This window comes from Amycolatopsis thermoflava N1165, from assembly GCF_000473265.1.
Classification (GTDB): Bacteria; Actinomycetota; Actinomycetes; order Mycobacteriales; family Pseudonocardiaceae; genus Amycolatopsis_E; species Amycolatopsis_E thermoflava.
In genome coordinates this window covers 3,727,631-3,751,479 of the sequence record NZ_KI421511.1, presented here as the reverse complement: position 1 = coordinate 3,751,479, position 23,849 = coordinate 3,727,631, and the positions used below count along the sequence as shown (strand labels likewise).

29 protein-coding genes are annotated in these 23,849 nt (G+C 72.4%); 22 read left to right on the top strand and 7 right to left on the bottom strand.

From position 1 onward, the window contains the following. The first annotated feature begins 455 nt into the window (after positions 1 to 455). Genes AMYTH_RS0118455 through AMYTH_RS0118445 form a run of 3 tightly spaced genes read left to right on the top strand, consistent with a single transcriptional unit; the run spans position 456 to position 2,557 of the window. Positions 456 to 1,466, top strand: coding sequence for a permease (locus AMYTH_RS0118455; RefSeq protein WP_027931576.1), 1,011 nt, complete (start codon positions 456 to 458; stop codon positions 1,464 to 1,466). Further along, positions 1,463 to 1,822 (top strand): hypothetical protein, encoded by a 360-nt coding sequence (locus AMYTH_RS0118450; RefSeq protein ID WP_027931575.1) that lies wholly within the window; start codon positions 1,463 to 1,465, stop codon positions 1,820 to 1,822. Before AMYTH_RS0118455 ends, AMYTH_RS0118450 begins: the two co-directional genes overlap by 4 nt. A 12-nt stretch (positions 1,823 to 1,834) precedes the next feature. Continuing rightward, the gene (locus AMYTH_RS0118445; RefSeq protein WP_027931574.1) at positions 1,835 to 2,557 is read left to right on the top strand and encodes a TIGR03943 family putative permease subunit; all 723 of its coding nucleotides are present in this window, start codon (positions 1,835 to 1,837) and stop codon (positions 2,555 to 2,557) included. 145 nt (positions 2,558 to 2,702) lie between these two features. On the opposite strand, the gene AMYTH_RS0118440 is transcribed toward AMYTH_RS0118445, so the two are convergent. The 3 genes from AMYTH_RS0118440 to AMYTH_RS0118430 all read right to left on the bottom strand — a co-directional run bounded on the left by AMYTH_RS0118440 (position 2,703) and on the right by AMYTH_RS0118430 (position 4,035). Continuing rightward, positions 2,703 to 3,119 (bottom strand): nuclear transport factor 2 family protein, encoded by a 417-nt coding sequence (locus AMYTH_RS0118440; RefSeq protein WP_027931573.1) that lies wholly within the window; start codon positions 3,117 to 3,119, stop codon positions 2,703 to 2,705. Positions 3,120 to 3,226: 107 nt separating this feature from the next. Beyond that, entirely contained in the window at positions 3,227 to 3,655 is a 429-nt protein-coding gene (locus tag AMYTH_RS0118435) for a Fur family transcriptional regulator (RefSeq protein ID WP_026152974.1), read from the bottom strand. Next, the gene (locus tag AMYTH_RS0118430; RefSeq protein ID WP_020416619.1) at positions 3,652 to 4,035 is read right to left on the bottom strand and encodes an ArsR/SmtB family transcription factor; all 384 of its coding nucleotides are present in this window, start codon (positions 4,033 to 4,035) and stop codon (positions 3,652 to 3,654) included. Before AMYTH_RS0118430 ends, AMYTH_RS0118435 begins: the two co-directional genes overlap by 4 nt. Positions 4,036 to 4,208: 173 nt before the next feature. Between AMYTH_RS0118430 and AMYTH_RS0118425 the strand changes: the two genes are divergently transcribed. Then, entirely contained in the window at positions 4,209 to 5,594 is a 1,386-nt protein-coding gene (locus AMYTH_RS0118425) for a glycine--tRNA ligase (RefSeq protein WP_027931572.1), read from the top strand. A gap of 22 nt (positions 5,595 to 5,616) precedes the next feature. Here AMYTH_RS0118425 and AMYTH_RS0118420 read toward each other — a convergent pair whose 3' ends face one another. Together AMYTH_RS0118420 and AMYTH_RS0118415 are read right to left on the bottom strand one after the other, a co-directional pair. Next, on the bottom strand, positions 5,617 to 6,141 hold the full coding sequence (locus AMYTH_RS0118420; RefSeq protein WP_027931571.1) for a GNAT family N-acetyltransferase: 525 nt from the start codon (positions 6,139 to 6,141) through the stop codon (positions 5,617 to 5,619). Next, the gene (locus AMYTH_RS0118415) at positions 6,138 to 6,686 is read right to left on the bottom strand and encodes a helix-turn-helix domain-containing protein (protein WP_037322596.1); all 549 of its coding nucleotides are present in this window, start codon (positions 6,684 to 6,686) and stop codon (positions 6,138 to 6,140) included. Before AMYTH_RS0118415 ends, AMYTH_RS0118420 begins: the two co-directional genes overlap by 4 nt. Before the next feature lie 120 nt (positions 6,687 to 6,806). On the opposite strand from AMYTH_RS0118415, the gene AMYTH_RS0118410 reads away from it, so the two are divergent. The 10 genes from AMYTH_RS0118410 to AMYTH_RS0118365 all read left to right on the top strand — a co-directional run bounded on the left by AMYTH_RS0118410 (position 6,807) and on the right by AMYTH_RS0118365 (position 15,847). Beyond that, positions 6,807 to 7,724, top strand: coding sequence for an ABC transporter ATP-binding protein (locus AMYTH_RS0118410; protein WP_027931569.1), 918 nt, complete (start codon positions 6,807 to 6,809; stop codon positions 7,722 to 7,724). Continuing rightward, positions 7,721 to 8,449 (top strand): ABC transporter permease, encoded by a 729-nt coding sequence (locus tag AMYTH_RS0118405; RefSeq protein ID WP_027931568.1) that lies wholly within the window; start codon positions 7,721 to 7,723, stop codon positions 8,447 to 8,449. The genes AMYTH_RS0118410 and AMYTH_RS0118405 overlap by 4 nt, the downstream gene beginning before the upstream one ends. Before the next feature lie 14 nt (positions 8,450 to 8,463). Beyond that, complete coding sequence (locus AMYTH_RS0118400) at positions 8,464 to 9,579, top strand: sensor histidine kinase (protein WP_027931567.1); 1,116 nt, start codon at positions 8,464 to 8,466, stop codon at positions 9,577 to 9,579. Further along, positions 9,576 to 10,181: a response regulator transcription factor gene (locus tag AMYTH_RS0118395; protein ID WP_027931566.1), complete on the top strand. Its 606-nt coding sequence runs from the start codon at positions 9,576 to 9,578 to the stop codon at positions 10,179 to 10,181. The genes AMYTH_RS0118400 and AMYTH_RS0118395 overlap by 4 nt, the downstream gene beginning before the upstream one ends. Positions 10,182 to 10,206: 25 nt before the next feature. After that, positions 10,207 to 10,839 carry a YdcF family protein gene (locus AMYTH_RS0118390; protein ID WP_027931565.1) on the top strand — a complete coding sequence of 211 codons (633 nt, stop codon included), beginning with the start codon at positions 10,207 to 10,209 and terminating at the stop codon, positions 10,837 to 10,839. A gap of 137 nt (positions 10,840 to 10,976) precedes the next feature. Next, positions 10,977 to 12,227, top strand: coding sequence for a deoxyguanosinetriphosphate triphosphohydrolase (locus tag AMYTH_RS0118385; protein WP_027931564.1), 1,251 nt, complete (start codon positions 10,977 to 10,979; stop codon positions 12,225 to 12,227). Then, a complete protein-coding gene (locus AMYTH_RS50375; protein WP_027931563.1) occupies positions 12,227 to 12,532 on the top strand; it encodes a DUF1963 domain-containing protein in 306 nt (101 codons plus the stop codon). The genes AMYTH_RS0118385 and AMYTH_RS50375 overlap by 1 nt, the downstream gene beginning before the upstream one ends. 44 nt (positions 12,533 to 12,576) lie before the next feature. Then, positions 12,577 to 12,846, top strand: a complete 270-nt coding sequence (locus AMYTH_RS50370) for a DUF1963 domain-containing protein (RefSeq protein WP_027931562.1) — start codon at positions 12,577 to 12,579, stop codon at positions 12,844 to 12,846. Positions 12,847 to 12,939: 93 nt separating this feature from the next. Beyond that, complete coding sequence (locus AMYTH_RS0118370) at positions 12,940 to 14,052, top strand: serpin family protein (RefSeq protein WP_027931561.1); 1,113 nt, start codon at positions 12,940 to 12,942, stop codon at positions 14,050 to 14,052. A 10-nt stretch (positions 14,053 to 14,062) separates the two neighbouring features. Continuing rightward, complete coding sequence (locus tag AMYTH_RS0118365; RefSeq protein ID WP_027931560.1) at positions 14,063 to 15,847, top strand: glycosyl transferase; 1,785 nt, start codon at positions 14,063 to 14,065, stop codon at positions 15,845 to 15,847. Here the strand turns inward: AMYTH_RS0118365 and AMYTH_RS0118360 are convergent. Further along, a complete protein-coding gene (locus AMYTH_RS0118360; RefSeq protein WP_027931559.1) occupies positions 15,844 to 16,287 on the bottom strand; it encodes a MarR family winged helix-turn-helix transcriptional regulator in 444 nt (147 codons plus the stop codon). The genes AMYTH_RS0118365 and AMYTH_RS0118360 overlap by 4 nt on opposite strands. A gap of 65 nt (positions 16,288 to 16,352) precedes the next feature. On the opposite strand from AMYTH_RS0118360, the gene AMYTH_RS0118355 reads away from it, so the two are divergent. The 3 genes from AMYTH_RS0118355 to AMYTH_RS0118345 all read left to right on the top strand — a co-directional run bounded on the left by AMYTH_RS0118355 (position 16,353) and on the right by AMYTH_RS0118345 (position 18,686). After that, entirely contained in the window at positions 16,353 to 17,507 is a 1,155-nt protein-coding gene (locus tag AMYTH_RS0118355; protein WP_027931558.1) for an MFS transporter, read from the top strand. 240 nt (positions 17,508 to 17,747) lie between these two features. Continuing rightward, on the top strand, positions 17,748 to 18,041 hold the full coding sequence (locus AMYTH_RS49945; protein WP_209440776.1) for a hypothetical protein: 294 nt from the start codon (positions 17,748 to 17,750) through the stop codon (positions 18,039 to 18,041). A 75-nt stretch (positions 18,042 to 18,116) separates the two neighbouring features. Next, positions 18,117 to 18,686: a carboxymuconolactone decarboxylase family protein gene (locus tag AMYTH_RS0118345; protein ID WP_027931556.1), complete on the top strand. Its 570-nt coding sequence runs from the start codon at positions 18,117 to 18,119 to the stop codon at positions 18,684 to 18,686. On the opposite strand, the gene AMYTH_RS0118340 is transcribed toward AMYTH_RS0118345, so the two are convergent. Continuing rightward, positions 18,646 to 19,629 (bottom strand): sigma-70 family RNA polymerase sigma factor, encoded by a 984-nt coding sequence (locus AMYTH_RS0118340; protein ID WP_027931555.1) that lies wholly within the window; start codon positions 19,627 to 19,629, stop codon positions 18,646 to 18,648. The genes AMYTH_RS0118345 and AMYTH_RS0118340 overlap by 41 nt on opposite strands. Before the next feature lie 13 nt (positions 19,630 to 19,642). Between AMYTH_RS0118340 and dnaG the strand changes: the two genes are divergently transcribed. The 5 genes from dnaG (at position 19,643) to AMYTH_RS0118315 (ending at position 23,834) form a co-directional block, all read left to right on the top strand. After that, positions 19,643 to 21,529: a DNA primase gene (dnaG, locus tag AMYTH_RS0118335; protein WP_017981264.1), complete on the top strand. Its 1,887-nt coding sequence runs from the start codon at positions 19,643 to 19,645 to the stop codon at positions 21,527 to 21,529. Between the two features lie 3 nt (positions 21,530 to 21,532). Next, on the top strand, positions 21,533 to 22,054 hold the full coding sequence (locus tag AMYTH_RS0118330) for a hypothetical protein (RefSeq protein WP_027931554.1): 522 nt from the start codon (positions 21,533 to 21,535) through the stop codon (positions 22,052 to 22,054). A 15-nt stretch (positions 22,055 to 22,069) separates the two neighbouring features. After that, a complete protein-coding gene (locus AMYTH_RS0118325) occupies positions 22,070 to 22,825 on the top strand; it encodes a trans-aconitate 2-methyltransferase (RefSeq protein ID WP_027931553.1) in 756 nt (251 codons plus the stop codon). 17 nt (positions 22,826 to 22,842) lie between these two features. Then, entirely contained in the window at positions 22,843 to 23,499 is a 657-nt protein-coding gene (gene lexA, locus AMYTH_RS0118320; RefSeq protein WP_027931552.1) for a transcriptional repressor LexA, read from the top strand. Positions 23,500 to 23,609: 110 nt separating this feature from the next. After that, on the top strand, positions 23,610 to 23,834 hold the full coding sequence (locus AMYTH_RS0118315; RefSeq protein ID WP_027931551.1) for a hypothetical protein: 225 nt from the start codon (positions 23,610 to 23,612) through the stop codon (positions 23,832 to 23,834). Positions 23,835 to 23,849: the final 15 nt, after the last annotated feature.

The following is a 23,849-nucleotide window of genomic DNA, read 5'->3' as shown; positions in this document are numbered from 1 at the left end:
CCGGCGTTCGGGTCGCCCGGCGTTCCGGCCGAAACCTCCGGCGTTCCCATCGCCGGCGTTTCGGCCGCCCGGCGTTTCGGCTACCCGGCGTTCCTGCCGCCCTCGTTCCCGCCATCCGCGTTCCAACCCCGACTGCCCCGCCACCCGGCGGTCCCACGGTCCGGCCTTCCCGCCGCTCGGCATTCCCATCGCCCGGCGTTCCCGGCTCTCCTGCGAACCTGCCGCCCGGCGTTCCAGCCACCCAGCCGTCCCGCGGGCCTGATGTCCCAACCCCAGACCGCCCCGCCGCCCACCACCCGCGACTCACCAACCACCCACCTCCGCCCCACCGTCACCTCACCAACCCACCACTCGCACCCCACGACTGGTCACTTCGTGTGCCTCAGCGCACGAGACGGCCCACTCGTCGACCCAACCGGCGCATCCTGTCGCCGGTGCCTGGCAGTATCGGCCCGGTGAGCGAAGTACTGGACCGGACCGAGCCCGACGGCACGCGGCGTCGCGGGCGGATCACCTCCATCGAGGTGCTCTGCGCCCTCCTCGTCGTCGCCGTGCTCGGGCAGGGCTGGCTGCGCGACGTGCTCGACGTGCCGGCCCTGCGGACCGGCTCCACGGTGTTCGTCGCGGTCTGCGTGCAGGCCCTGCCGTTCCTCGTGCTCGGCGTGCTGATCAGCGGGGCCATCGCGGCGTTCGTGCCTGCCCGCGTCCTGCGCCGGGTCACCCCGCGCAACCAGGCGGGCGCCGTGGGCGTCGCGGGGCTCGCCGGGGTCGCCCTGCCCGGCTGCGAGTGCGCGTCCGTCCCGGTGGCGCGCCGCCTCATCGGGCAGGGGGTGGCGCCTGCCGCCGCGCTCACCTTCCTGCTCGCCGCCCCGGCCGTGAACCCCGTCGTGCTCGTCGCCACCGCGGTCGCGTTCCCCGGGCAGCCCGAGATGGTGCTCGCCCGGTTCCTCGCCTCCTTCGCGACCGCCGTCGTGATGGGCCTGCTCTGGGCGAAGTGGGGCAAGCTCGACTGGATCGTCCAGCGTGCCCTCGAGCGCCTGCCCGACGGCGGCAACCGGTGGCGCACCTTCACCGAGACCGCCCGGGCCGACCTGGTCGAGTCGGCGGGGTTCCTGGTGCTCGGCGCCCTCATCGCCGCCGCCATGAACGTCCTGGTGCCCGCGGCGTGGTTCGAGGTCCTGAGCAACCAGATCGTGCTGGGCGTGCTCGTGATGGCGGTCCTCGCGGTGGTGCTCGCCCTGTGCAGCGAGGCCGATGCGTTCGTGGCCGCCTCGCTCACCGCCCTGCCGCTGCTGCCGCGGCTGGTGTTCCTGGTGGTCGGCCCGGCCATCGACGTGAAGCTGTTCGCCCTGCAGGCGGGCACCTTCGGGCGGTCGTTCGCGGTACGGTTCGCCCCGGTGACGTTCCTCGTGGCGACCGCCTGCGCGGTGATCGTCGGGGTCCTCGTCCTGGGAGGTGCGAGATGATCCAGCAACAGCCGCGAACCGGGCTCGCCGTCGCGTCGGCAGCGCTCGGCGCCGTCGGGATCGTGATGGCCATGTCGGTGTGGGTCACGTGGGCGTTCGTCCGGCCGCGGGCCGGGGACGCGCTGCCGTCACCGCTGGTCGTGGTGCTCACGTTGGTGCTCGGCGCGCTGTGGGTCCTGATCCTGGTGCTGGCGGTGCTGGCCGTCCTGTTCGGCGTCCTGGGCCGCGACGCCGCGGGCGGGCTGGCGCGCGCCGGGATCGTGTTCGGGTCGCTCGCCGCGTTGCTCGCGCTGGCCGGCGCCGTCGCGTTCGTGGTGTCCGCGGCCGACTGGCTGACCGTCGTCCCGGCACGGTAGGGGAGGAACCCGGTGCGTCGCGAAACGCAGAACATCCTGCTGGTGCTGCTCGGCGGGGCGCTGTTGAAGATCGGCGTCAACGGCGACTACCTGCGCTACGTCAAACCCGCCCAGCAGCCGTGGGTGGTCGCCGGGGGAGCGGTCATCCTGCTGCTCGGTGCGGTCGCGATCGTGCGGGACGTGCTGGCCGCGCGCCAGGCCAGGACGGTCGCCGCGGGCCACGACCACCACCACCCGGCGCGTTCGGCGTGGCTGCTGGTCGTCCCGGTGCTGGCGGTGTTCCTCGTCGCGCCGCCCGCGCTCGGTTCCGACTCGGTCATCCGCACCTCGGCGGGCGCGCCCCGTTCGGCCGTCGCCCAGGACGCCGCCGCTTTCCCGCCGCTCCCAGCCGGCGACGTGGTGCCGCTGACCCTCACCGAGTTCGTGACGCGGGCGGGCTGGGATTCCCGCGGCTCCCTCAACGGCCGGACGGTCCGGTTGAGCGGTTTCGTCGTGCACGGCAAAGAGGGCGTGCTGCTGGCGCGAATGGTGATCCGCTGCTGCGCGGCCGACGCGGCGCCGATGACGGTCCGCCTGGCCGGCCCCCAGGCGGCCCGCTATCCCGACGACACCTGGCTGGAGGTGACCGGCCAGGTGGTCCCCGGCACGGCCGTCGCCGCCAACGGGTACACGCCCGACGTCACGGTCACCGCGCTCCGGCCGATCCCGGCACCCCAGGACGCCTATGAGTACTAGCCGGGTGAGGGGGCCAAACGGCGGGGCACACCGGAACCACCAGGCTTCCGAGCGCACCCCCCGAACAGCACCTGCGCCACCGCCGGCGTCAGCAGTTCAGCGTCCGCCAGCTGCCGGCACCGGCTGTGCCGAGGGGGTTACCCCTCTAGCCCAGGTCGGGCGGCTCGCCGCCGGTGTGCGCGAACAGCTTGTTCACGATCTTCCAGGTCCCGCCGATGCGTGCCAGCGACAGGTAGTCCAGGAAGGAGACCGTTCCCCAGTAGCCTTCCTCGGCCACGGTCACGAACGCCGCGTCGCCGGTCTGCTGCACCGAGAGGATCCGCGAACGGTAGTGCCCGGTGTCCGCCGGGGCGCTCGCGACCATCTCGGCCAGCTCCGAGATAGGAACGTCGTAGCGTTCGCCGCCCAAGGAGCCGAACATGCGGGCGTCCTCGTGGAAGGCCTCCCGCACCTTGTCGGCGTTGCCCGTCGCCTCACCGTCCAGGCACAGCTGGACGACCCGGCAGATCGCGTCGTAGTCGTCGACCGTCGTCGCGGTGGTTTCGCTGATTGCGTGAGCCATGCGTCGCCCTCCTCACCGGAGTCATCAGGAGGCGCAAAGAAAAAACGCTACGCCTCGACCAGGCCCGGCACCAGGCCGCGACCCGTCCCCGGCGGCGTGGCCCGGACCTAACTCCCCAGGCGCTTGGCGCAATCGGTGCAGGTGCCCACGATCTCGACGGTGTGCCGGATGTCCGAGAAGCCGTTGCCGGACGCGACCTTCTCCGCCCAGCGCTCCACCGCAGGGCCCTCCACCTCCACCGTGAAGCCGCAGTGCCGGCACACCAGGTGATGGTGGTGGTGCGTCGAGCAGCGGCGGTAGATCGCCTCGCCCGACTCGGTCCGCAGGACGTCGACCTCACCGGCCTCGGACAGCGACTGCAGCGTCCGGTACACCGTGGTCAGGCCGATGCCGTCACCACGTTTGCGCAGCTCGTCGTGCAGTTCCTGCGCCGACCGGAAGTCGTCGACCTCCGACAGCAGGTCGACCACGGCCGCGCGCTGCTTCGTCGACCGGCGGCCGGGCACCGGGGCCCGGCGAACGTCGCTACTCGTCATGAACCCTCCTGGACGTGGGCCACCGCGTCCATCACGATGTGCGCAAGATGATCGTCGACGAGCCGGTAGACCACCTCACGGCCCCGGCGTTCACCCCGCACCACCCCGGCCGCCTTCAGCACCCGCAGGTGCTGGCTGATCAACGGCTGCGCCACGTCGAGCGCGTCCACCAGTTCGTGCACGCACCGGTCGGCGTCCCGCAGCTGCAGCACGATCGCGATCCGCACCGGAGCCGACAGCGCCCGCAACAGCTCGCCCGCCTCGGACAGCGTCGCCGCGGGCTGGGGCGGCGTCCGTGGCTTCAGCTCGTCGCCGGCGTGGACCTGGTCGGCGTCGTCGGGCAACCCGGGCAGCGCGGCGTCCGGACGAGCCATCGGCATAGCCATCTCCAGCCTCGAGTCGGTCGGTGTCACACCATCCTAGTGTCCAGCCGGTAGTGGTTGCCGTTATCGCCTCCCCGGGGGCCATGTCAAGCCCCGCGCCGGGCCGCGACGACGGCCGGATACGCTGGACGGAACCGATAACCGTCCCCGCATCTGATGGAGAGCGTGGAGTGCCCGCCAACATTGAGACCGTCGTCAGCCTGTGCAAGCGTCGTGGCTTCGTCTTCCCTAGCGGGGAGATCTACGGCGGAACCCGGTCGGCGTGGGACTACGGACCGCTCGGCGTCGAGCTCAAGGAGAACATCAAGCGCCAGTGGTGGCGCACGATGGTCCAGAGCCGTGACGACGTCGTCGGCCTCGACTCCTCCGTGATCCTGCCCCGCCAGGTGTGGGTGGCCTCCGGTCACGTCAACGCCTTCAACGACCCGCTGGTCGAGTGCACCGTCTGTCACCGCCGCTACCGCTCGGACCAGCTGGCCGAGGACTACAGCGCGCGCACCGGCAAGGACATCTCCGAGGACGACCTGTCCGACGTCCCGTGCCCGAACTGCGGCACCCGCGGCCAGTACACGCCGCCGCGCGAGTTCAACATGATGCTCAAGACCCACCTGGGCCCGGTCGAGTCCGAGGAGGGCCTGGCCTACCTCCGCCCGGAGACCGCGCAGGGCATCTTCGTGAACTTCCTCAACGTGCTGACCACGTCGCGGAAGAAGCCGCCGTTCGGCATCGGCCAGATCGGCAAGTCCTTCCGCAACGAGATCACCCCCGGCAACTTCATCTTCCGCACCCGCGAGTTCGAGCAGATGGAGATGGAGTTCTTCGTCGAGCCGGGTGAGGACGAGCGCTGGCACCAGTACTGGATCGACCTGCGCACCGAGTGGTACACCGACCTCGGCATCAACCGCGACAACCTGCGCCACTACGAGCACCCGAAGGAGAAGCTGTCGCACTACTCGAAGCGCACCGTCGACATCGAGTACCGCTTCGGCTTCTCCGCCGGCCAGGAGTGGGGTGAGCTGGAGGGCATCGCGAACCGCACCGACTTCGACCTCACCACGCACTCCAACCACTCCGGCGTCGACCTGGCCTACTTCGACCAGGCCACCAAGGAGCGCTACCGCCCGTTCGTCATCGAGCCGGCAGCCGGTGTCGGCCGGCCGATGATGGCGTTCCTGCTGGACGCCTACCACGAGGACGAGGTGCCCAACGCCAAGGGCGGTGTCGACAAGCGGACCGTGCTCAAGCTCGACCCGCGGCTCGCGCCGTTCAAGGTCGCGGTGCTGCCGCTGTCCCGCAACGCCGACCTGACGCCGAAGGCGAAGGACCTGGCCGCCGCGCTGCGCCGCAACTGGAACGTCGACTTCGACGACGCGGGCTCCATCGGCAAGCGCTACCGGCGCCAGGAGGAGATCGGCACCCCGTTCTGCGTCACCGTCGACTTCGACACCCTGGAGGACCAGGCCGTGACGGTGCGGGAGCGCGACAGCATGCAGCAGGAGCGCGTGGCGATCGACAAGGTCGAGGCCTACCTCGCCGCCCGCCTCCCCGGCTGCTGATCCAGTCCGGCAAGAGCCCTGGTCACCCCGCGGTGGCCAGGGCTTTCTTGTAGAAGAACGTGGTCGCTTTGAGCACTCCGGCCGGGTCGGCGGCGTAGTCCGGCACCGTCCCGGCCTCGGTCCACCCCGCCGCGGCGTACAGGCGTGCGGCGGGGCTCCCCGTCTCGGTGTCCAGCACCAGCAGCGTGATCCCGGCGTCGCGGGCGCCGCGCTCGGCTTCCGCGAGCAGCGCGCGCCCCAGCCCGCGGCCCCGCGCGTCGCGGTGGACCAGGAGTTTCGCCAGCTCGGCGCGGTGGGGCGCGTTCGGCAGCTGGGCGGGCCGGATCTGGACGGTCCCCACGAGACGGGGGCCGTCCCAGGCCGCCCAGACCAGGACGCGCCCCTCGGCCACGTCGCCCGCGAGCCCCTTCCACCAGGCCCCGGCGGACGCGGCGTCGAGCGGGGCCAGGAACCCGACGGACGCGCCGCCGTTCGTGCAGTCCGCGAGCACCTCACCAAGGGCGGGCACGGCGGCGGCGAAGTCCGTGGGGGACAGTCGCGTGATCACGGCATCACCAGTACCAGCAGGTAGCGGGCCGGTTCCGGGCCGGAACACACGAACCGCGTCGGTCCCCACAGCCGGAACCGCAGGCAGTCGCCGGGTTCGAGCACGTGGGTCTCGCCGTCGACCGTCAGCTCCAGGCTCCCGTCGAGCAGCCACAGGTGCTGCTCCAGTCCCGGCACGGACGGCGCGTCGTACCGGATGTCGGCGCCGGGGCGCAGCCTGCCCTCGACGACCTCCGCGCGCAGCGCCGGGTGCGGCGGCGACACCGACCGCCGCACGAACCCGCTGTCCTCGTCGGTCCACACGCTCTGCGCGGACGCCCGCACCACCTGCGCGCCCTCGGCCTCCACCTCGGTCAGCAGGCGCGACATCGGGCGCTCGTAGACGGTGCACAACTTGCCCAGCAGGGACGCGGTCGGGCTGATCTCGCCGCGTTCCACACGGGACAGCGTCGAGCGGCTGATCCCCGAGCGGTCGGCGAGGTCGTCGAGCGACCAGCCGCGTTCGGCCCGCAGTTCGGCCAGGCGCGCGGCCAGGCGATCCTCCATGGTTCTCACATCAGAGATTGTATCCCAGATTTGAGAGTGAGTCGGCCCCTGACACTTGTCACGGCCGGATCATGACGCTCGGCCTGCGAACCGGGGCCTCCGCGGCGGCACGCTAAGAGCATGGACGGAACCCAGACCCTGACCCGGGCCGCGGTGCGGCTGACGGGCCTGCGCAAACACTACGGCGAGGTGCGCGCCGTCGACGGCGTCGACCTCACCATCGCGCCCGGCGAGGTGGTCGCGCTGCTCGGCCCGAACGGCGCGGGCAAGTCGACGACCGTCGACATGCTGCTCGGCTTGACCACGCCCGACGCCGGCGAGGTCGCGATCTTCGGCACAACCCCCGCCGAGGCGGTGGCGCGTGGCGCGATCGGCGCCATGCTGCAAGGCGCCGCGCTGCTGGAGGACGCGACCGTCGGCGAGATGGTCGGCATGATCGCGTCGCTGCACCGCAAGCCGATGCCGGTCGCCGAGGCCCTGCGCCGCGCCGGCATCGAGGACCTGGCGAACCGGCGCGGCACCAAGCTCTCCGGCGGCCAGAAGCAGCGCGTGCGGTTCGCCGTCGCCCTGGTCAGCGACCCGGACCTGCTGGTGCTCGACGAGCCGACCGCCGCGATGGACGTCGGCAGCCGCCGCGAGTTCTGGAAATCCATGCACGCCTACACGAACACCGGCCGCACCGTGTTGTTCGCGACGCACTACCTGGAGGAGGCCGAGGAGTTCGCCGACCGGGTCGTGCTCATGCGCGGCGGGCGGATCGTCGCGGACGGCACGGTCGCCGAGGTCCGCGCGCTGGCGAGCGGGCGGACACTGCGGGCCGCCGTGCCGGAGGCCACCTCGGCGGCGGTCGCGGAACTGCCTGGCGTCACCGAGTACGAGGTGCGCGGCGGCCGGATCGCCGTGTCCACTTCGGACTCCGACGCCACCCTGCGGGCGCTGCTGACCCGCTTCCCCGGCGCGCACGACGTCGAGATCACCGCGATCGGGCTGGAAGGCGCCTTCCTGACCCTCACCGCCGACGAGGAGAACCACCGATGAGCCTGAAGTTCCTGACCCTGGAGATCCGCCGCGTGCTGCGCGCCCCGCGGTTCCTCATCTTCACCGTGGCGTTCCCCGTCCTGATGTTCCTGCTCTACGTCGGCATCTTCGCGCGCGGCGACCAGGACGCCGTCGCGCCGCTGATGGTCGGCATGACCTCCTTCGGCGCCATGTCGGCGGCGCTGTTCGTGGGCACCCGGGTGGCGGTCGAACGCAAAGCCGGCTGGCAGCGGCAGCTGCGGCTCACCCCGCTGTCCGGCGCCGGTTACCTGAGCGCGAAGGCCGCGACCGGCCTGACGCTCGCGCTCGCGCCGGTGGTCCTCGTGCCGCTGGTCGGCGCGCTGACGCAGGGCGTGTCCCTCGGGGCGGGCAGCTGGCTGCGGGTCACCCTGGGGGTGTGGCTCGCGGCGATCCCGTTCGCGTTGATCGGGCTGCTCATCGGCCAGGTCGGCGCGGCCGACTCGGTCCAGCCGATCACGCAGCTGGTCATGCTCCCGATGGCCCTGCTCGGCGGCATCTTCATCCCGGTCGAGGCGATGCCGCACTGGCTGCTGCAGATCTCGCACGTGCTGCCCAGCTACTGGATGGCGCAGGTCGGGCGCGGCGCGGTGACCACCGACCTGAGCACGAGCCTCGGGCAGGACGTGCTGTGGCTGGCCGTGTGGACCGCGGCGGTCGGGATCGCGGTGGTCCGGCGTTACCGTAAGGACTCCGCGCGGGTGTGATGGGGAGAAGCACGGTGGCCGAGGACAGGACGCAGTGGTGGAACGAGCACGCCGCCGGACGGCCCCGCCCGCGGTTCGCGCGCCGCTGGCCGCTCGCCGGCACAATCTTCTACCTGGCCAGCGCCGTGCCGGTCGGCCAGCGACTCGACCCGCAGCTCATCGTGCTGCTCGTCGCCTACGGCTTGTGCTACGTGACCTTCCCGTACTTCCTGCTGTCGCACCGGCGGATGCGGGTCCGGCTGCCGTTCGCGCTGCTGATGCTCGTGCTCGGGTGGGCGGTGCTGCTCCAGGGCGCCAGCATCTACATGCTCCTGTACGCCACGCTGGCGATCGCGATGAGCATGCCGGCGGGGTGGGTGCTGGTGTTCGACGGCGCCGCGGTCGCCGGGTGCGGGCTGCTGCTGCTCGTCCACAACGACGTGCGCGGCACCCCGTCCGACATCGGCACGGTCGTCGGCATCACCACGGCGATGTTCTTCATGGGACGGCTCGCCCAGACCGTGCGACGACTCCGGCGGGCCAACGAGGAGATCGCCGCGCTGGCGGTGAGCGCGGAGCGGGAACGGCTGGCGCGGGACCTGCACGACATCCTCGGCCACAGCCTCACCACCATCGCGGTCAAGGCCGGTCTGGCGCGGCGGCTGATCGAGACCGCGTCCGACGAGGAGCGCGCGGTCACCGAGATCCGCGAGGTCGAGGCGCTGGCGCGCAGTGCGTTGACCGACGTGCGCGCGACGGTGTCGGAGTACCGCGAGGTGTCGCTGTCCGCGGAGCTGGTGGGCGCGCGGGCGGCGCTGCGGGCCGCCGAGATCGACGCGGAACTGCCGAGCGCGGTCGACAACGTGCGGCCGGAGCTGCAGAGCGCCTTCGGGTACGTGCTGCGGGAGGCGGTGACGAACGTGCTGCGGCACTCCGGCGCCGGCCGGGTGAAGGTGCGGCTGGGGCGGAACTGGCTGGAGATCTCCGATGACGGCCGCGGCACCGAACCGGCCGCGGCCGGCAACGGGTTGCGCGGGCTGGCGGAGCGGCTGGCCCAGCTGGGTGGCACGCTGCAGGTCCGGGCGCGGCCCGGGGAGGGGTTCCAGCTGCGGGCCGAGGTGCCCGCGGCGAAGCCGGTGGAGGTTTCGTGATCCGGGTCCTGCTGGCCGACGACCAGGCGATGGTGCGGGGCGCGCTGGCGACCGTGCTCGGGCTGGAGCCGGACATCGAGGTGGTCGGGCAGGTCGGGTCCGGCGACGAGGTGCTCGCCGCGGCGAAGGAGACCACGCCGGATGTGGCGCTGCTCGACGTCCAGATGCCCGGCACAGACGGCCTGACTGCGGCCGCCGAGCTGCATGCGGCGTTGCCGTCGTGCCGGATCATCGTGTGCACCACGTTCGGCAGGCCCGGTTACCTGGCGCGGGCGATGGCCGCGGGGGCGGCGGGGTTCGTGGTGAAGGACTCGCCGCCGGAACAGCTCGTCGACGCGGTCCGGCGGGTCCACAACGGACTGCGCGTGGTCGACCCGGCACTGGCCGCGGAATCGCTGGCGACGGGGGCGAGCCCGCTCACGCCGCGCGAGCACGAGGTGCTGCGCGCGGCCAGCGACGGCGGCACGGTGTCGGACGTCGCGCGGCGGCTGCACCTGTCCGAGGGGACCGTGCGCAACCACCTGTCCGCCGCGATCGGCAAGACCGGCGCCCGCACCAGGGCCGAGGCCGTCCGGTTGGCGGAGGAGCGCGGCTGGCTGTGAGGACCCGTCTGGGAGGATGACCGGGATGGGTGAGCGGGTGAGCTGGGTGCGCCGGGCCGTGCTGGGCACGGTGCTGGTGCTGCTGATGGTGGTCGCCGGGACGGCGTTCCGGGTGTGGCAGGTCGCGCGCGAGGACGACCGCACGCACGCCGACGCGATCGTGGTGCTCGGCGCGGCGCAGTACAACGGGAAGCCGTCGCCGATCTTCCAGGCGCGGCTGCGGCACGCGATGGACCTGTACGAGGAGGGGGTCGCCGACCGAATCGTCACCGCGGGCGGCAACCGGGCGGGCGACGCGTACACCGAGGCTTCGGCAGGGGCGAACTGGCTGATCGAGCAGGGGGTCCCCCGCGAGGCGACGCTGGCGGTCGGTGAGGGCAGCGACACGCTCGGCAGCCTGCGCGCGGTGGCCGGCGCGTTCGGCGAGCGGGGGTGGCGGACCGCGGTCCTGGTGAGCGACCCGTGGCACTCCCTACGGGCCCGCACGATGGCCAACGACGCCGGCCTGGACACCTGGACCTCGCCGACGCACCGCGGGCCGATCGTGCAGACGCGGGAGACACAGTTCGCCTACATCTACCGCGAGACGGGTGCGTTGTTGTTCTACCGGCTGACCAAGACCCCGGCCGACAACATCGGCGGTACCGGGCTGGGCTGAGGTTCGCGCGGGCTGCCGGCGCCTGCAGGCGTCAGACGTTTCGTCGCGCTTTCCACTCGCGCCCGCACGAGTGGGCATCTCGTGTGTCCTGGTCAGAACCCCCAGGAAATGTCGGTGGGTGCCCGTAGAGTTGCGGGGTGTACAGCGAGCACGATCAACAGCGGTGGCTCGGCGAAGCGCCGAAGCGGGCGGCGCTTCCCGGGTCGCGGCCGGACGGCCGGAGTGCGTTCGCGCGGGACCGGGCCCGCGTGCTGCACTCCGCGGCGCTGCGCCGGCTGGCCGGCAAGACCCAGGTGGTCGGGCCGGGGGAGGGCGCCGAGGTCAGCGGCGTGCCCCGCACGCGGTTGACGCACTCGCTGGAGGTCGCGCAGATCGGGCGCGGCATCGCCGAGGAGCTGGGGGCCGATCCGGACCTGGTGGACACGGCGGGGCTGGCGCACGACATCGGGCACCCGCCGTTCGGGCACAACGGCGAACGGGCGCTCGACGAGGTGGCGCAGTCGTGCGGCGGGTTCGAGGCCAACGCGCAGACGCTGCGAATCCTCACCCGGCTGGAGCCGAAGGTCGACTCGGCCGGGCTGAACCTGACGCGCGCGTGCCTGGACGCGTCGACGAAGTACCCGTGGCCGCGGCGGGCGGGCACGGCGAAGTTCGGGGTGTACGCCGACGACCGGGAGGTGTTCGACTGGATGCGGGCAGGCGCGCCGGAGGGCCGCACCTGCCTGGAGGCGCAGATCATGGACTGGGCCGACGACGTGGCGTACTCGGTGCACGACGTCGAGGACGGTGTGCTGTCAGGACGGTTGTCGCTGTCGGTGCTGGCCGACCCCGGGGAGCGGGCGGCCGTGGCGGAGCTGGCGGCCAAGCACTTCTCGCGGCTGTCGGTGTCCGCGCTGGAGGGCGCCGCGCGGGACCTGCTGGACCTGCCCGTGGTGGCGGAGCTGGCGCGCCCCGGGGTCGACTCCACGCCGCACGGGCAGATCGCCCTGAAGCGGATGACGAGCGAACTGGTCGGCCGGTTCGCGTCCGCCGCGGTCACCGGAACGCGCGCCGAGTACGGCGACGGCCCCCTCACCCGCTACGCCGCGAGCCTGGTGATGCCGGAACGCGTGGCGGCCGAGGTGGCGCTGCTGAAGGCGCTCGCGCTGCGCTACGTGATGAGCGACCCCCGGCGGCTCGCCATGCAGGCCGGCCAGCGTGAACTGCTGGCCGAGCTGGTGACGGTCCTCGCCGAGCGCGCCCCGGAGCCACTGGAGACCGCGTTCCACCCGGCGTGGCACGCGGCCCCGGACGATGCCGCGAGGCTCCGCGTGGTCATCGACCAGGTCGCCTCCCTGACGGACGCGCAGGCGCACGCCTGGCACCGCTGGCACACCGGACGCCACTGATGCCCACCCACGAGGCGCGACTGCGCGCCGTCGCGCGCCGGACACTGCCGCCGCCCATCGCCGAGCGCTGGATCTCGTTGATCCGACCCGCCGTGCGCCTGCGCCCGGCACGCCGGGGCGACCGGGTGGTCGGCCGGCTCGGCGGCTGTCCCGCCGTGCCGCACGACTTCGAGTGGCCGGTGTGGCCGGGGGAGGGCTCGCTGAGCTTCGTCGCGTCCGTCGACTGCGCGAAGCTGCCCCGCGAGTCGATCGACCTCGCCCTGCCCGCCGACGGCACGCTGGATTCCTTCCCGGCGACCACGTGACGGTGATGCCTTCTTCGACGAGCACGCCAACAGGTGACGCCTTCATGACCGCACTGGCCGCGACCGTGCCGAGCTCGGCGCACCAGATCGGCGGCTACGCGTTCCCGATCCAGCACGCCGTCGAACAGGACGTCGCTATCTGGCCCGCCGTGCAGGAGGAAGCCCGGCGGTGGGTCGCGCTCGCCCAGATCGACTCGGACGACGAGACCGGCATGATGTGGGGCGACGCGGGCCGGCTGCACTGGCTCATCCGTGCCGCAGACCTCGCGGCCGGGCGGTTCGACGCGGCGTCCTTCACCTGGCAGTGCGGATGAGTTGTCACCCACCTGCGCCTCCCCGTCCCAGCACCTCGCACCCGCCCCAGCACAGGCCCCGGCGCCGCGCTCCGGTCCGGTAGCGTCGGGGGCGTGACCACGCCCGAAAGTGACCATCTGCGATTCAGCCTCGCGGTTCACCGGGTCGTCGCCGGCGCCAGTGGCGACTCGGTGGTCTCGCCGTACTCCATCGCCAGCGCGCTCGGCCTCGCGAGCCAGGCGGCCGACGGCCCCGCCGCCGAGGAGCTGCTCCACCTGCTCACCGGGGGCGACCCGGACATCGCCAAGCAGGCCGACCTCCTCCGCGCCGCCGCCACGCTCGACAACACCACCCGCCAGGAGGACCCGGTCCTCGCCGTCGCCAACACGCTCTGGGCCTGGGACGAGCTGCCGGTCCGCGACACCTTCCTCGCCGACCTCGCGGGCTGGCCGGGCGCGAGCGCGAAGACCGCCCCGTTCGTCACGGACCCCGACGGCGCCCGCCGAGCCATCAACGCCGACGTCGCCGAGACCACCCGCGACCTCATCCCCGAACTGCTGCCCCCGGACTCGGTCGGCGCGGACACCGTCGCCAGCCTCGTCAACGCCCTCTACCTCAAGGCCGCCTGGCAGCACCCGTTCCGCGAGGCCACCACCCGCGACGAGCAGTTCCACAGCCCCGGCGGCCCGCGCCGCGTCCGGATGATGCGCCAGACCGAACGCCTCGGGTACGCGCACCAGGACGGCTGGCAGGTCGTCGAGCTGCCCGGGGCAGGCGTCACCGCGACCGTCCTGCTGCCCGACGGCGACCTCGCCGCCCAGGAGCCGGACCTCGACGACACCCGGCTGGCCACCCTGCTCGCCGCCCCCAAGCGCGTCCAGGTCGACCTGCGCCTGCCGAAGATCGACCTCGACCGCCCCGCCGACCTCACCGGCGCGCTCAAGCACCTTGGCGTGCGCACCCTGTTCGAGCCCGGCGAGGCCCCGCTCGGCCGCCTCACCCCGGACCCGCGCGCGTTCGTCTCGGCCGTCCAGCACCAAGCGGTTCTCAAGCTCGACGAGCAGGGTCTCGAGGGCGCGGCGGCCACTGCGGTCATGATCCGCACCCTGGCGGCGGTCACCCCGGCCGACCCGGTCGAGGTGCGCGTCGACCGGCCTTTCCTGCTCCTCGTGCGGCACGCCCGGACGGGTGTGGTCTACTTTTTCGCCCGCGTAGTCGAGCCCTGAGGGTGAAAGAGTGACCGCTTTGCTGCAGGCGCCCGAGACCGTGCCCGAGGTCGGAGAGGAACGGCGCCGGTTCGGCCGCGCCGACGCACTGGTCATCGGCATCTACATCGTCGCCGCGTTCATCCTCTACGCCGGGTTGTGGGTCAACCTGGGCAGCGGCGGCTACATGTACAACAGCGGCCAGGACCAGAACATGTGGGAGTGGTTCTTCGCGGTCACCGCCCACGCGGTGTTCAACTGGGAGAGCCCGCTCGGCAGCACCCTGCAGAACTACCCGGACGGCGTGAACCTCATGGCCAACACGGCCATGTTCGGGCTCGGCATCCCGCTGTCGCCGATCACGCAGCTGTTCGGCCCCACCGTGACCTGGGCGATCGCGCTCACCGGCGGCCTGGCGGGCACGTCGATCGCCTGGTACTGGGTGTTCTCGCGGCACCTGGTCACCTCGCGCACGGCTGCCGCGATCGGCGGCGCGTTCTGCGGTTTCGCGCCGGCGATGATCTCGCACGGCAACGCGCACCCGAACTTCGTGGTGCTGTTCCTGATCCCGTTCATCGTGATGCGGCTGATCCGGCTCGCGCAGGGGCACCGGCCCGTCCGCGACGGCATCGTCCTCGGCCTGATGCTCGCCTACCAGGTGTTCCTGGGCGAGGAACCGCTGCTGATCATGATGATGGCGTTCGTGCTGTTCGCCGCGGGCTACGCGGTGTCCCGGCCGCGCGAGGCCCTGCGGATGGTCAAGCCGATGGCGGGCGGCCTTACCGTCGCCGCGGTCGTCGCCATCGCGATCGCGATCTTCCCGCTGTGGTGGCAGTTCTTCGGCCCGCAGAGCTACCGCACCCTGGAGCACGGCCCGGTCGGCAACGACACCGCGGCGTTCACCCGGTTCGCGACCGAGTCGATCGCGGGCACCCCCGAGGCCGCCGCCGACGTGTCGATGAACCGCACCGAGGAGAACGCGTTCTTCGGCTGGCCGCTGATCATCCTCATGGTCGTGCTGACCGTGTGGCTGTGGCGCAACGTCGTGGCCCGTGCCATCGCGATCTCGATGTTCCTGATGGCTTGGCTGTCGCTGGGCGTCGAAATGATCGTCAACCACGAGGAGACCGGGGTCCCCGGCCCGTGGCGGCTGCTGGCCGAGCTGCCGCTGTTCGACTCGCTGCTCGAATCGCGGCTGGCGATCGGGTGCATCCCGGCGGTCGCGGCGCTGCTCGCGATCGCCACGGACCGCGTGTTCGAGGCGGCGCCCGGCTTCCGCGACCGGAACCTGCCGGTGCGGTTCCTGTGGCTGGGCGCGCTGGCCGCGGTGCTGCTGCCGATCGCGCCGACGCCCTACAAGACCTACATCCGCCCCGAGACCCCGGCCTTCTTCGCCGACGGGGCGTGGCGCCAGTACGTCGGGTCCGGTTCGGTGGTCGTCGTGCCGCTGCCCAACGGCGGCGACGCGCGGGCGCTGCACTGGCAGGTGGAGGCCGACCTGGGCTTCCCGCTCGCCGACGGGTACTTCGTCGGCCCGAGCGGCCCGGACGACAAGCGCGGCCGGTACGGCGCGGTGAACCGCCCGACGGCCGACCTACTGGCCGAGGTGCGGGACAGCGGCGAGGTGCCGAACGTGACGGTCCAGCAGCGCGCCCAGGCGGTCGAGGACCTGAAGTACTGGAAGGCCGACGCGGTCGTGCTCGCCCCCGTGACCAACGGCAACGCGCTGCACCAGACGGTGGACCAGCTGCTCGGCGGACAGGCCGTCTACGTGGACGGCGTGTGGGTCTGGGACGTCCGCGCCCTCCGTGGCTAGGAGTCCAGCACCTCACGTGCCAGCCGGTCGAGGTAGCTCGCGAAGCGGCGCCGGTCCTCGGCCGGCCAGTGCGCCACCAGCGCCTCGAACACCTGCTCTTGGTGCGCGTGCGACACCGCGAGGAACTCCGCGCCCGCTTCGGTGAGTGACAGCCGCGCGCGGCGGGCGTCCTCGGCGGACGTGTCGCGCCGCAGGTAGCCGTCGCGCACGGCGTCGGCGATCATCCGGCTCGCGACCGACCGGTCCAGGCCCAGCTGGCGCGCCACGTCGGCGACGGTGACCTCCCCGCGCGGCGCGGCGCTGTGCACGGCTTCCACGACGTACAGGTTCTGCACGGTCGCGGTGCGCGGGGCGTCCTCGTCCAGCCGCTGCGCCACTTCCGGCGCCCAGCGCCGGGACCAGAACCGCACCAGCCGGAACAACGCGCGCCCCGCGGCCATCGAAAACTCCCTCCGTCAGCCGACATCCTTGCATGCGTGCAAAACGCACGCATAATATGTGCGAAATGCACGCAAAAGACCAGGCCTTCGCCGCGCTGCTGCTCGGCATGCTGATGGCACAGCTCGACACCACCGTCGTCGTCGCAGCACTGCCCGCCCTGCAGGCCGACCTCGCCGCGGGGACGGCCGTCGCCGGGGTCACCACCGCCTACCTGGTCACGGTCACGTTCGCCACGCTCGTGCTCGGCAGGCTCGGCGACCGCCACGGCCGGCGCGCCGTCTTCACCGGGTCCGTCCTCGTCTTCGCCGCCGCGTCGGCCGCCTGCGCCGCCGCACCGGACATCGCCACGCTCGTCGCCGCGCGAGCCGTCCAGGGCATCGGCGGCAGCGGGCTCGTCGTCACCGCGATGAGCGCGCTCGGCGAGATGTTCGACCGCGACCAGCTGATCCGCCGCGCGGGGTGGCAGACGGCGGTCTTCGCGCTCGCCTCCGTCGGCGGCCCGCCGCTCGGCGCGCTGCTCGTCGCCGGACCGGGCTGGCGGTGGATCTTTCTGCTCAACCTCCCGCTGTGCCTGATCGCCCTCGCGATCGGTTTCCGTGGCATGCCCACCGGAACCGGCCGGACCCCGCCGCTGCGACCCGCCGTCCGCGCGATGTTCGCCGACCGCACCACCCGTCGCGCGGTCGTCGTCACCGCGTTGTCCGGGCTCGCGTTGTTCGGGACCTTCACCTACGTCTCCCTGGTCATCGGGCTGATCGGCGCCACGTCCGCGCTGCTCACCGCGATGACGGCCGGTCAGCTGGTCACCTCGGCGTCCTTCGCGGCGTGGGCGCGCCGGTGGCCGGACCTGGCGGCGTGGGGACGGCTCGGTTGCACCAGCGGCGCGGTGGGTCTCGTCCTGCTGGCCCTCGCACCGCACGCCGGTGTGGCCGTGCTCGTGCCGGGGCTGTTCCTGGCCGGTGCCGCGTTCGGGCTCACCGCGTCGGCGTACACGCTGCTCCTGCAGACCACCGCGGCGAAGGACGTGCTGGGCGCGAGCATGGGCGTGCTGGCCTTCGCGCGCCAGGCCGGAGGCGTCGTCGGCACCGCGGGCCTCGGCACGGTCGCGGTGCTGTGCACCGGCGGTTTCGGCAGCCCGGGGTTGACGATCGCGTTCGCGTGCGCCGCTCTCGCGATGGCCGTGGCGCTCGCTGTCACACCCCGGGAAGCCGCCGGCTAGCTCGCCGCTTTCTTGAAGACCTCGAACACGGCCAGGTAGCTCTTGCCGCCGTGGCCGTCCGCGATCGCCCGCGCGGCGTCGCCGGTGCTCGTCGAAAACCTCCCGGGAACCGCTGTAGAGGAAGACGGATCCGGGTTGTCCGACCATGGGCGGGGGCACCATGATCGCACCGTCCAGGTAGGACATGCCCGCTCGGCCGCCCACCCGGCCACGATCATGTGCCTCAAGGACTACGAGACCATGTACGAGGTCTTCGGCTCCGCCGGCGACGCCTTGCGCGGCCGGGTGCTGGTGAACCTCAACTCCGGCATCCCCGAGGAAGCGCGCGCGGCGGCCCACACGGTCGTGGGGTGGCCGTGGCTGTGCAGCGTCTCGGCGAGGGCGAGGCCCATGGGACCGAGGCGCGAACGCATCGACGAGGCCGTGGCCGGTTTGCTGGCCGCACGCGCCAGGCTGGACGCCATCATCGCCGCCACGGCGCCGGCGGTGGCCGACGATCCCGAGGCCTGTGCCGCAGCCGTCGCGGCGCGGTGACCCGGCGCCACCCGCTCGCTGTCACATCTCGCGCGGCCGTCTCGTCCCCACGGCAGGACCACGAAGGAGGACGACATGCCACGCATCCCAGTGGTGTCCGAAAAGGACGCCGGCCCGCTCACCAAGCTCGTCTACCGCTACGCGCGCAAGCGTTTCGGCGCCGTGCCGGAGCCGTTCGCCGTCGTCGCGCACCGGCCCGCCCTGATGCGCGCCAGCGGCATCCACGAGATGCTCGTCGAGAAGGCGATCAAGCACCTGCCGGTGAACGTGGCCGAGCTCGCCCAGTACCGGACGGCCGTGCGGCTGGGCTGCTCGTGGTGCGTCGACTTCGGCACCATGCTGCAGAAGCACCACGGCCTGGACATCGACCGTCTGAAGAACATCGACGACTACGCCACGTCGGAGCTGTTCACCCGCCAGGAACGCCTCGCCCTCGCCTACGCCGACGCGATGTCCGAGACTCCGGTCGCGGTCACCGACGAGCAGGTCGCCGAGCTGGAGCGCGAGTTCGGCCGGCCCGGGCTCATCGAGCTGACCTACCTGATCGGCCTGGAGAACCAGCGCGCCCGCGTCAACAGCGCCCTCGACATCACCGACCAGGGCTTCACGTCCGGGGACGCGTGCCGGGTTCCACAAGCCGGCTGAGCTTGTCGGGGTTCGCCTGGTCGTAGATCGCGGTGATCAGCCCGTCCCGGACGGTGAACGTCTCCAGGTGCGCGTCCAGCGGCCGGTAGCCGTCGCCGCCGGGGGCGGGCGGCAGGTAGATCCCGAGATCGCCGTTGACCAGCAACGGGCGGCCGCCGGCCAGCGCCTCCGGCCGGTAGAACCGCAGCAGGCCGAGGAAGAAGCGGATGATCTTGTCCGCGCCCACCATGACCTGCACCGTGGTCTTCGCTTTGCCGTCGCTGTCGCCGATGAGCACGACGTCCGGGTGCAGCACCTCGGCCACCGCCCGCACGTCGCCCTTCGCCAGCGCCGTCATGAACCGGTCGAGGATCTCCTGCTGCTCGGCCAGCTCCGCGCGCGGCGGCGGCTGCGCGTCGTCCAGCGCCCGGCGTCCGCGCGACGCGTGCTGCCGCGCCGTCGCCGTGGTGACGCCCAGGATCTCCGCGATCTCGTCGAACGGCACGGCGAACGCGTCGTGCAGCACGAACGCCACCCGCTGCTCGGGCGTGAGCTTGTCGAGCACGATCATCGCCGCCATGCGCACGCCCTCGTCGCGGACGGCGGCCTCCAGCGGATCGTCCGCGGACGGCGCGCCCAGCGGCGTGACGATCGGTTCCGGCAGCCACTGGCCGACGTACTTCTCCCGGCGCGCGGTCGCCGAGCGGAGCCGGTCCAGGCAGATCCGCCCGACCACCGTGGTCAGCCAGGCGCGCAGCTCGTGGATCTCCGCACGCTTGTCCTCGTCCAGCGCGGCCAGGCGCAGCCACGACTCCTGCACCGCGTCCTCGGCGTCGCTCACCGAACCGGTCAGCCGGTAGGCGACGGCGGTCAGGTGCGGGCGCAGCGCGGCGAACTCCGCGGCGACCCCATCCAGCGTGCTCACACACCCGAGTGTGCCGTACGACCCGGCCCCGCCGGTCACTAGACTGGTCGTCGTGGCAGGCCGGATCCGGGAAAGTGACATCGCGGAGGTGCGCCAGCGCAACCGGATCGACGAGGTCGTGGGCGATTACGTGGCCCTGCGCAACGCCGGCGGGGGAGCGCTGAAGGGGCTGTGCCCGTTCCACGACGAGAAGACCCCGTCGTTCAACGTCCGGCCAACGCACGGCACCTTCCACTGCTTCGGCTGCGGTGAGGGTGGCGACGTCATCAAGTTCCTGATGAAGATCGACCACCTCCCGTTCGTCGAGGCGGTCGAGCGGCTGGCCGACCGCGTCGGGTTCCGGCTCACCTACGAGGGTGGCGGCGGCAGCGTCCAGCGCGACCGCGGCACGCGCACCCGCATGGTCGAGGCGCACAAGGCCGCCGCGGAGTTCTACGCCGAGCAGCTGCGCACGCCGGAGGCCCAGATCGCCCGCGACTTCCTGGCCGAGCGTGGCTTCGACGAGACCGCGGCCCGCACGTTCAGCTGCGGCTACGCCCCGGCCGGCTGGGACAAGCTGACGAAGTACCTGCTCAACCGCGGGTTCGAGTTCAGCGAGCTGCTCAAGGCGCAGCTGGTCAAGGAGGGCCGCCAGGGCCCGATCGACCGGTTCCACCGCCGGCTGGTGTGGCCGATCCGCGACCTGTCCGGCGACGTCGTCGGGTTCGGCGCGCGGCGGCTGCACGACGACGACCCGATCCAGGCCAAGTACCTCAACACCAGCGAGAGCCCGATCTACAAGAAGTCGCAGGTGCTGTTCGGGCTCGACCTGGCCAAGCGGGAGATCGCCAAGCGCCACCAGGTGGTCGTCGTCGAGGGCTACACCGACGTGATGGCGATGCACGCGTCCGGCGTGCCGACCGCGGTCGCGTCCTGCGGCACGGCGTTCGGCGAGGACCACATGAAGGTGCTGCGCCGCCTGCTGATGGACGACGACGCGTTCCGCGGCGAGATCATCTTCACCTTCGACGGCGACGAGGCGGGCCAGAAGGCGGCGCTGAAGGCGTTCGAGGGTGAGCAGACCTTCGCCGGCCAGACCTACATCGCGGTAGCGCCCGACGGCATGGACCCGTGCGACCTGCGGCTCGCCAAGGGCGAGGCCTCGGTGCGCGACCTGGTCGCCCGCCGCACGCCGCTGTTCGAGTTCGCGATCCGCAGCATCCTCAAGGAGTACGACCTCGACTCGGTCGACGGGCAGGTCGCCGCGCTGCAGCGCACCGTGCCGCTGGTCGCGCAGATCAAGGACCGCGCGAAGCGGGACGGCTACGCCACCAAGCTGTCGTGGTGGGTCGGCTGGCAGGACGAGGCCATGGTCGTGCGGCGAGTGCGGGAGAGCGCGGGCGGCGCGGTCCGGACCAACGGGCGCAAGCCGGTGCAGCGGGTCAACGGCGCCCCGGCGGCGGACGTGCCGCGCCCGGACCCGAACGACCCGCGGCTGATGGCGCAGCGCGAGGTGCTCAAGGCGGCGCTGCAGGAGCCGGCGTACGCGGGCCCGGAGTACGACGCGCTGCCCGAGGAGGCCTTCACCCACCCCGCGTACGTCGCGGTGCACCGCGCGGTGCTCAAGGCCGGCGGCACGGGCAGCGGGCTGGCCGGGCCGGCGCTGATCGACGCGGCGACCCCGTACACGCCCGACGGGCCGGTGCGCTCGCTGCTGTCCGAGCTGGCCGTGGAACCGCTGCGCGCCAAGGGGGAGGCCGACGGGCACTACATCGGCAGCATGATCGCCGCGGTGCAGGAGAACCTGGTCGGACGGCAGATCGCGGAGATCAAGTCGCGACTGCAGCGGCTGTCGCCGATCGAGGCGGCCGACGACTACCGCGCGTTGTTCGGGGACCTCGTCGCGCTGGAGGAGTACCGCAAGGCGCTCAAGGCGCAGGCCATCGGCGGGCTGGGGTAGGCCGTGCGGTGGCTGCGACGGCTGATCGGCGACCCGCTGCCGGAGGACTTCCCCGGACGGCTGGCCGAGGGGGAGAACGCGATCGGGTCGGCGCCGATCCGCGGTGGCGGGCACCTGGTGGTCACCGAGCTGGGGCTGTGGGTTCCGGTGCCCGAGGGCGCCCGGCGGATCGGCTGGCACCTGATCAGCAAGGCGACCTGGGGTGACGGCGCGCTGACGGTCACCGAGGCCGACGAGACCGGCACGGCCGGCGCCGCGGTGGTGCTGCGCGACCGCGAGCCGGTGCGGTTCGAGCTGCCGCGGCCGGGCAAGGTGCCGTGGCTGGTCCGGCAGCGCGTGGACGGCTCGATCCGGGCGCGCCACCGGGCGGAGCTGACCAGCGGCGGGGTGTGGTTCGTGCAGCGGAAACTGCCCGGGCGCGACGGTGTGGTGCTGCAGGCGCGGCCGGATCCCGGCGTCGACCTCGAGATCGTCGCGGCGATCGCGCGGGAGGCCGCGGAGAAGCTGGCGCCGCCCCAGGCTTAGCAGTACGCTCGTACTGTGTGGGATCCTGCGAAGTACCTCGACTACGCGGACCTGCGGGGACGCCCGTTCTACGACCTGATCGGCCGGATCGCCGCGGCTGAACCACGGCGGGTCGTGGACCTGGGCTGCGGGCCCGGGAACCTGACGGTGTCGCTCGCTTCGCGCTGGCCGGGGGCGAAGCTGGAGGCGCTGGACAGCTCGCCGGAGATGGTCGAGGCGGCGCGCGCGGCGGGTGTCGACGCGCGGGTGGCCGACGTGCGCGAGTGGTCGCCGGAGCCGGACACGGACGTGGTGGTCACCAACGCGGTGTTGCAGTGGGTGCCGGAGCATCGTGCGTTGCTGCGGCGCTGGGTGGGGGAGCTGCCGTCGGGCGCGTGGTTCGCGATGCAGGTGCCGGGGAACATGGACTCGCCGTCGCACACGCTGGTGCGGGAGGTGGCGGCCCGGCCGGAGTGGTCGGCGCGGCTGGGCGGGCTGCGGGGCGTCGAAGCGGTCGACTCGCCGGTGGAGTACGCGGAGTTGTTCGCCGACGCGGGGTGCTCGGTGGACGCCTGGGAGACCACGTACGTGCAGCGGCTGAGCGGGCCGGACGCGGTGCTGGAGTGGATCACCGGGACCGCGTTGCGGCCGGTGCGGGCGGCGCTGGACGACGAGGGGTGGCAGCGGTTCCGGGCCGAGCTGGCGCCGTTGCTGAACGAGGCCTACCCGCCGCGCGCGGACGGGACGACGTGGTTCCCGTTCCGGCGGGTGTTCGCGGTGGCGCGGGTGTGAGCGTCTAACATCCGCGGGTGACCTCCTACGACGATCTTTTCGAGCACCTGGACGTGGCGTCACTGCCCGAGCGGCAGCAGCGGATCCTGGTCGCGATCCGCGATTGGGTGAACCGGTACGGGTACGCGCCGAACACGCGGGAGATCGGGGAGGCGGTCGGGCTGCGGTCCTCGTCGTCGGTGTCGAAGCACCTGGCGGCCTTGGAGGAGAAGGGTTTCCTGCGCCGCAGCGCGACGATGTCCCGGCCGATCGACGTGCGGGCGTTCCTGTCCGGTTCGTCGTCGCGGACGGATTCGGACGATTCGGTGCCGGTGCCCGTGGTGGGCGACATCGCGGCGGGCACGCCGATCTCGGCGATCGAGCAGCTGGACGACACGCTGACCCTGCCGAGGGAACTGACCGGACGCGGCACGGTGTTCGGCCTGCGGGTCCGCGGCGACTCGATGATCGACGCCGCGATCTGCGACGGCGACATCGTGGTCGTGCGGCAGCAGTCGGAGGCCCACTCGGGCCAAATCGTCGCGGCGATGATCGACGAAGAGGCGACGGTGAAGGTCTACCGGCGCCGCAACGGACACGTGTACCTGGAGCCGCGAAACCCAGCGTACGAAGTAATCGACGGCGACCGGGCCGTGATCCTGGGCGCCGTGGTGTCGGTGCTGCGGAGCGTTTGAGGTCACGTCGGTGGTGCCGGCCAGCCGGAGGAACGCCTCTGTTTGCATCTTGCCGCTTCGGCTGGTGCTGTCGGCCCGCATTTCAGGAGTGTGAACGCCAGGCTGCCGGGGTGCGCACCGAGGTCGCCGCGCGGATCGCGCACCGGGACGGGATCGTGGAGCTGTTCGGGGTCGGCGCCACGGTGCTCCCGAGCCGCACGCGAGCGACGCCGCCCGCCGGGGGTGGCGTGGTCCGCCCACTGACGCCGACGGTCACCCACCGTGTCGTGATGTTCCACCGCCAGGGGGAACTGTCCCAGCCGCCCGGGCGTTCCTGCAGCCCTGAGCTCACCTGATCCCGCGGAGCCGGC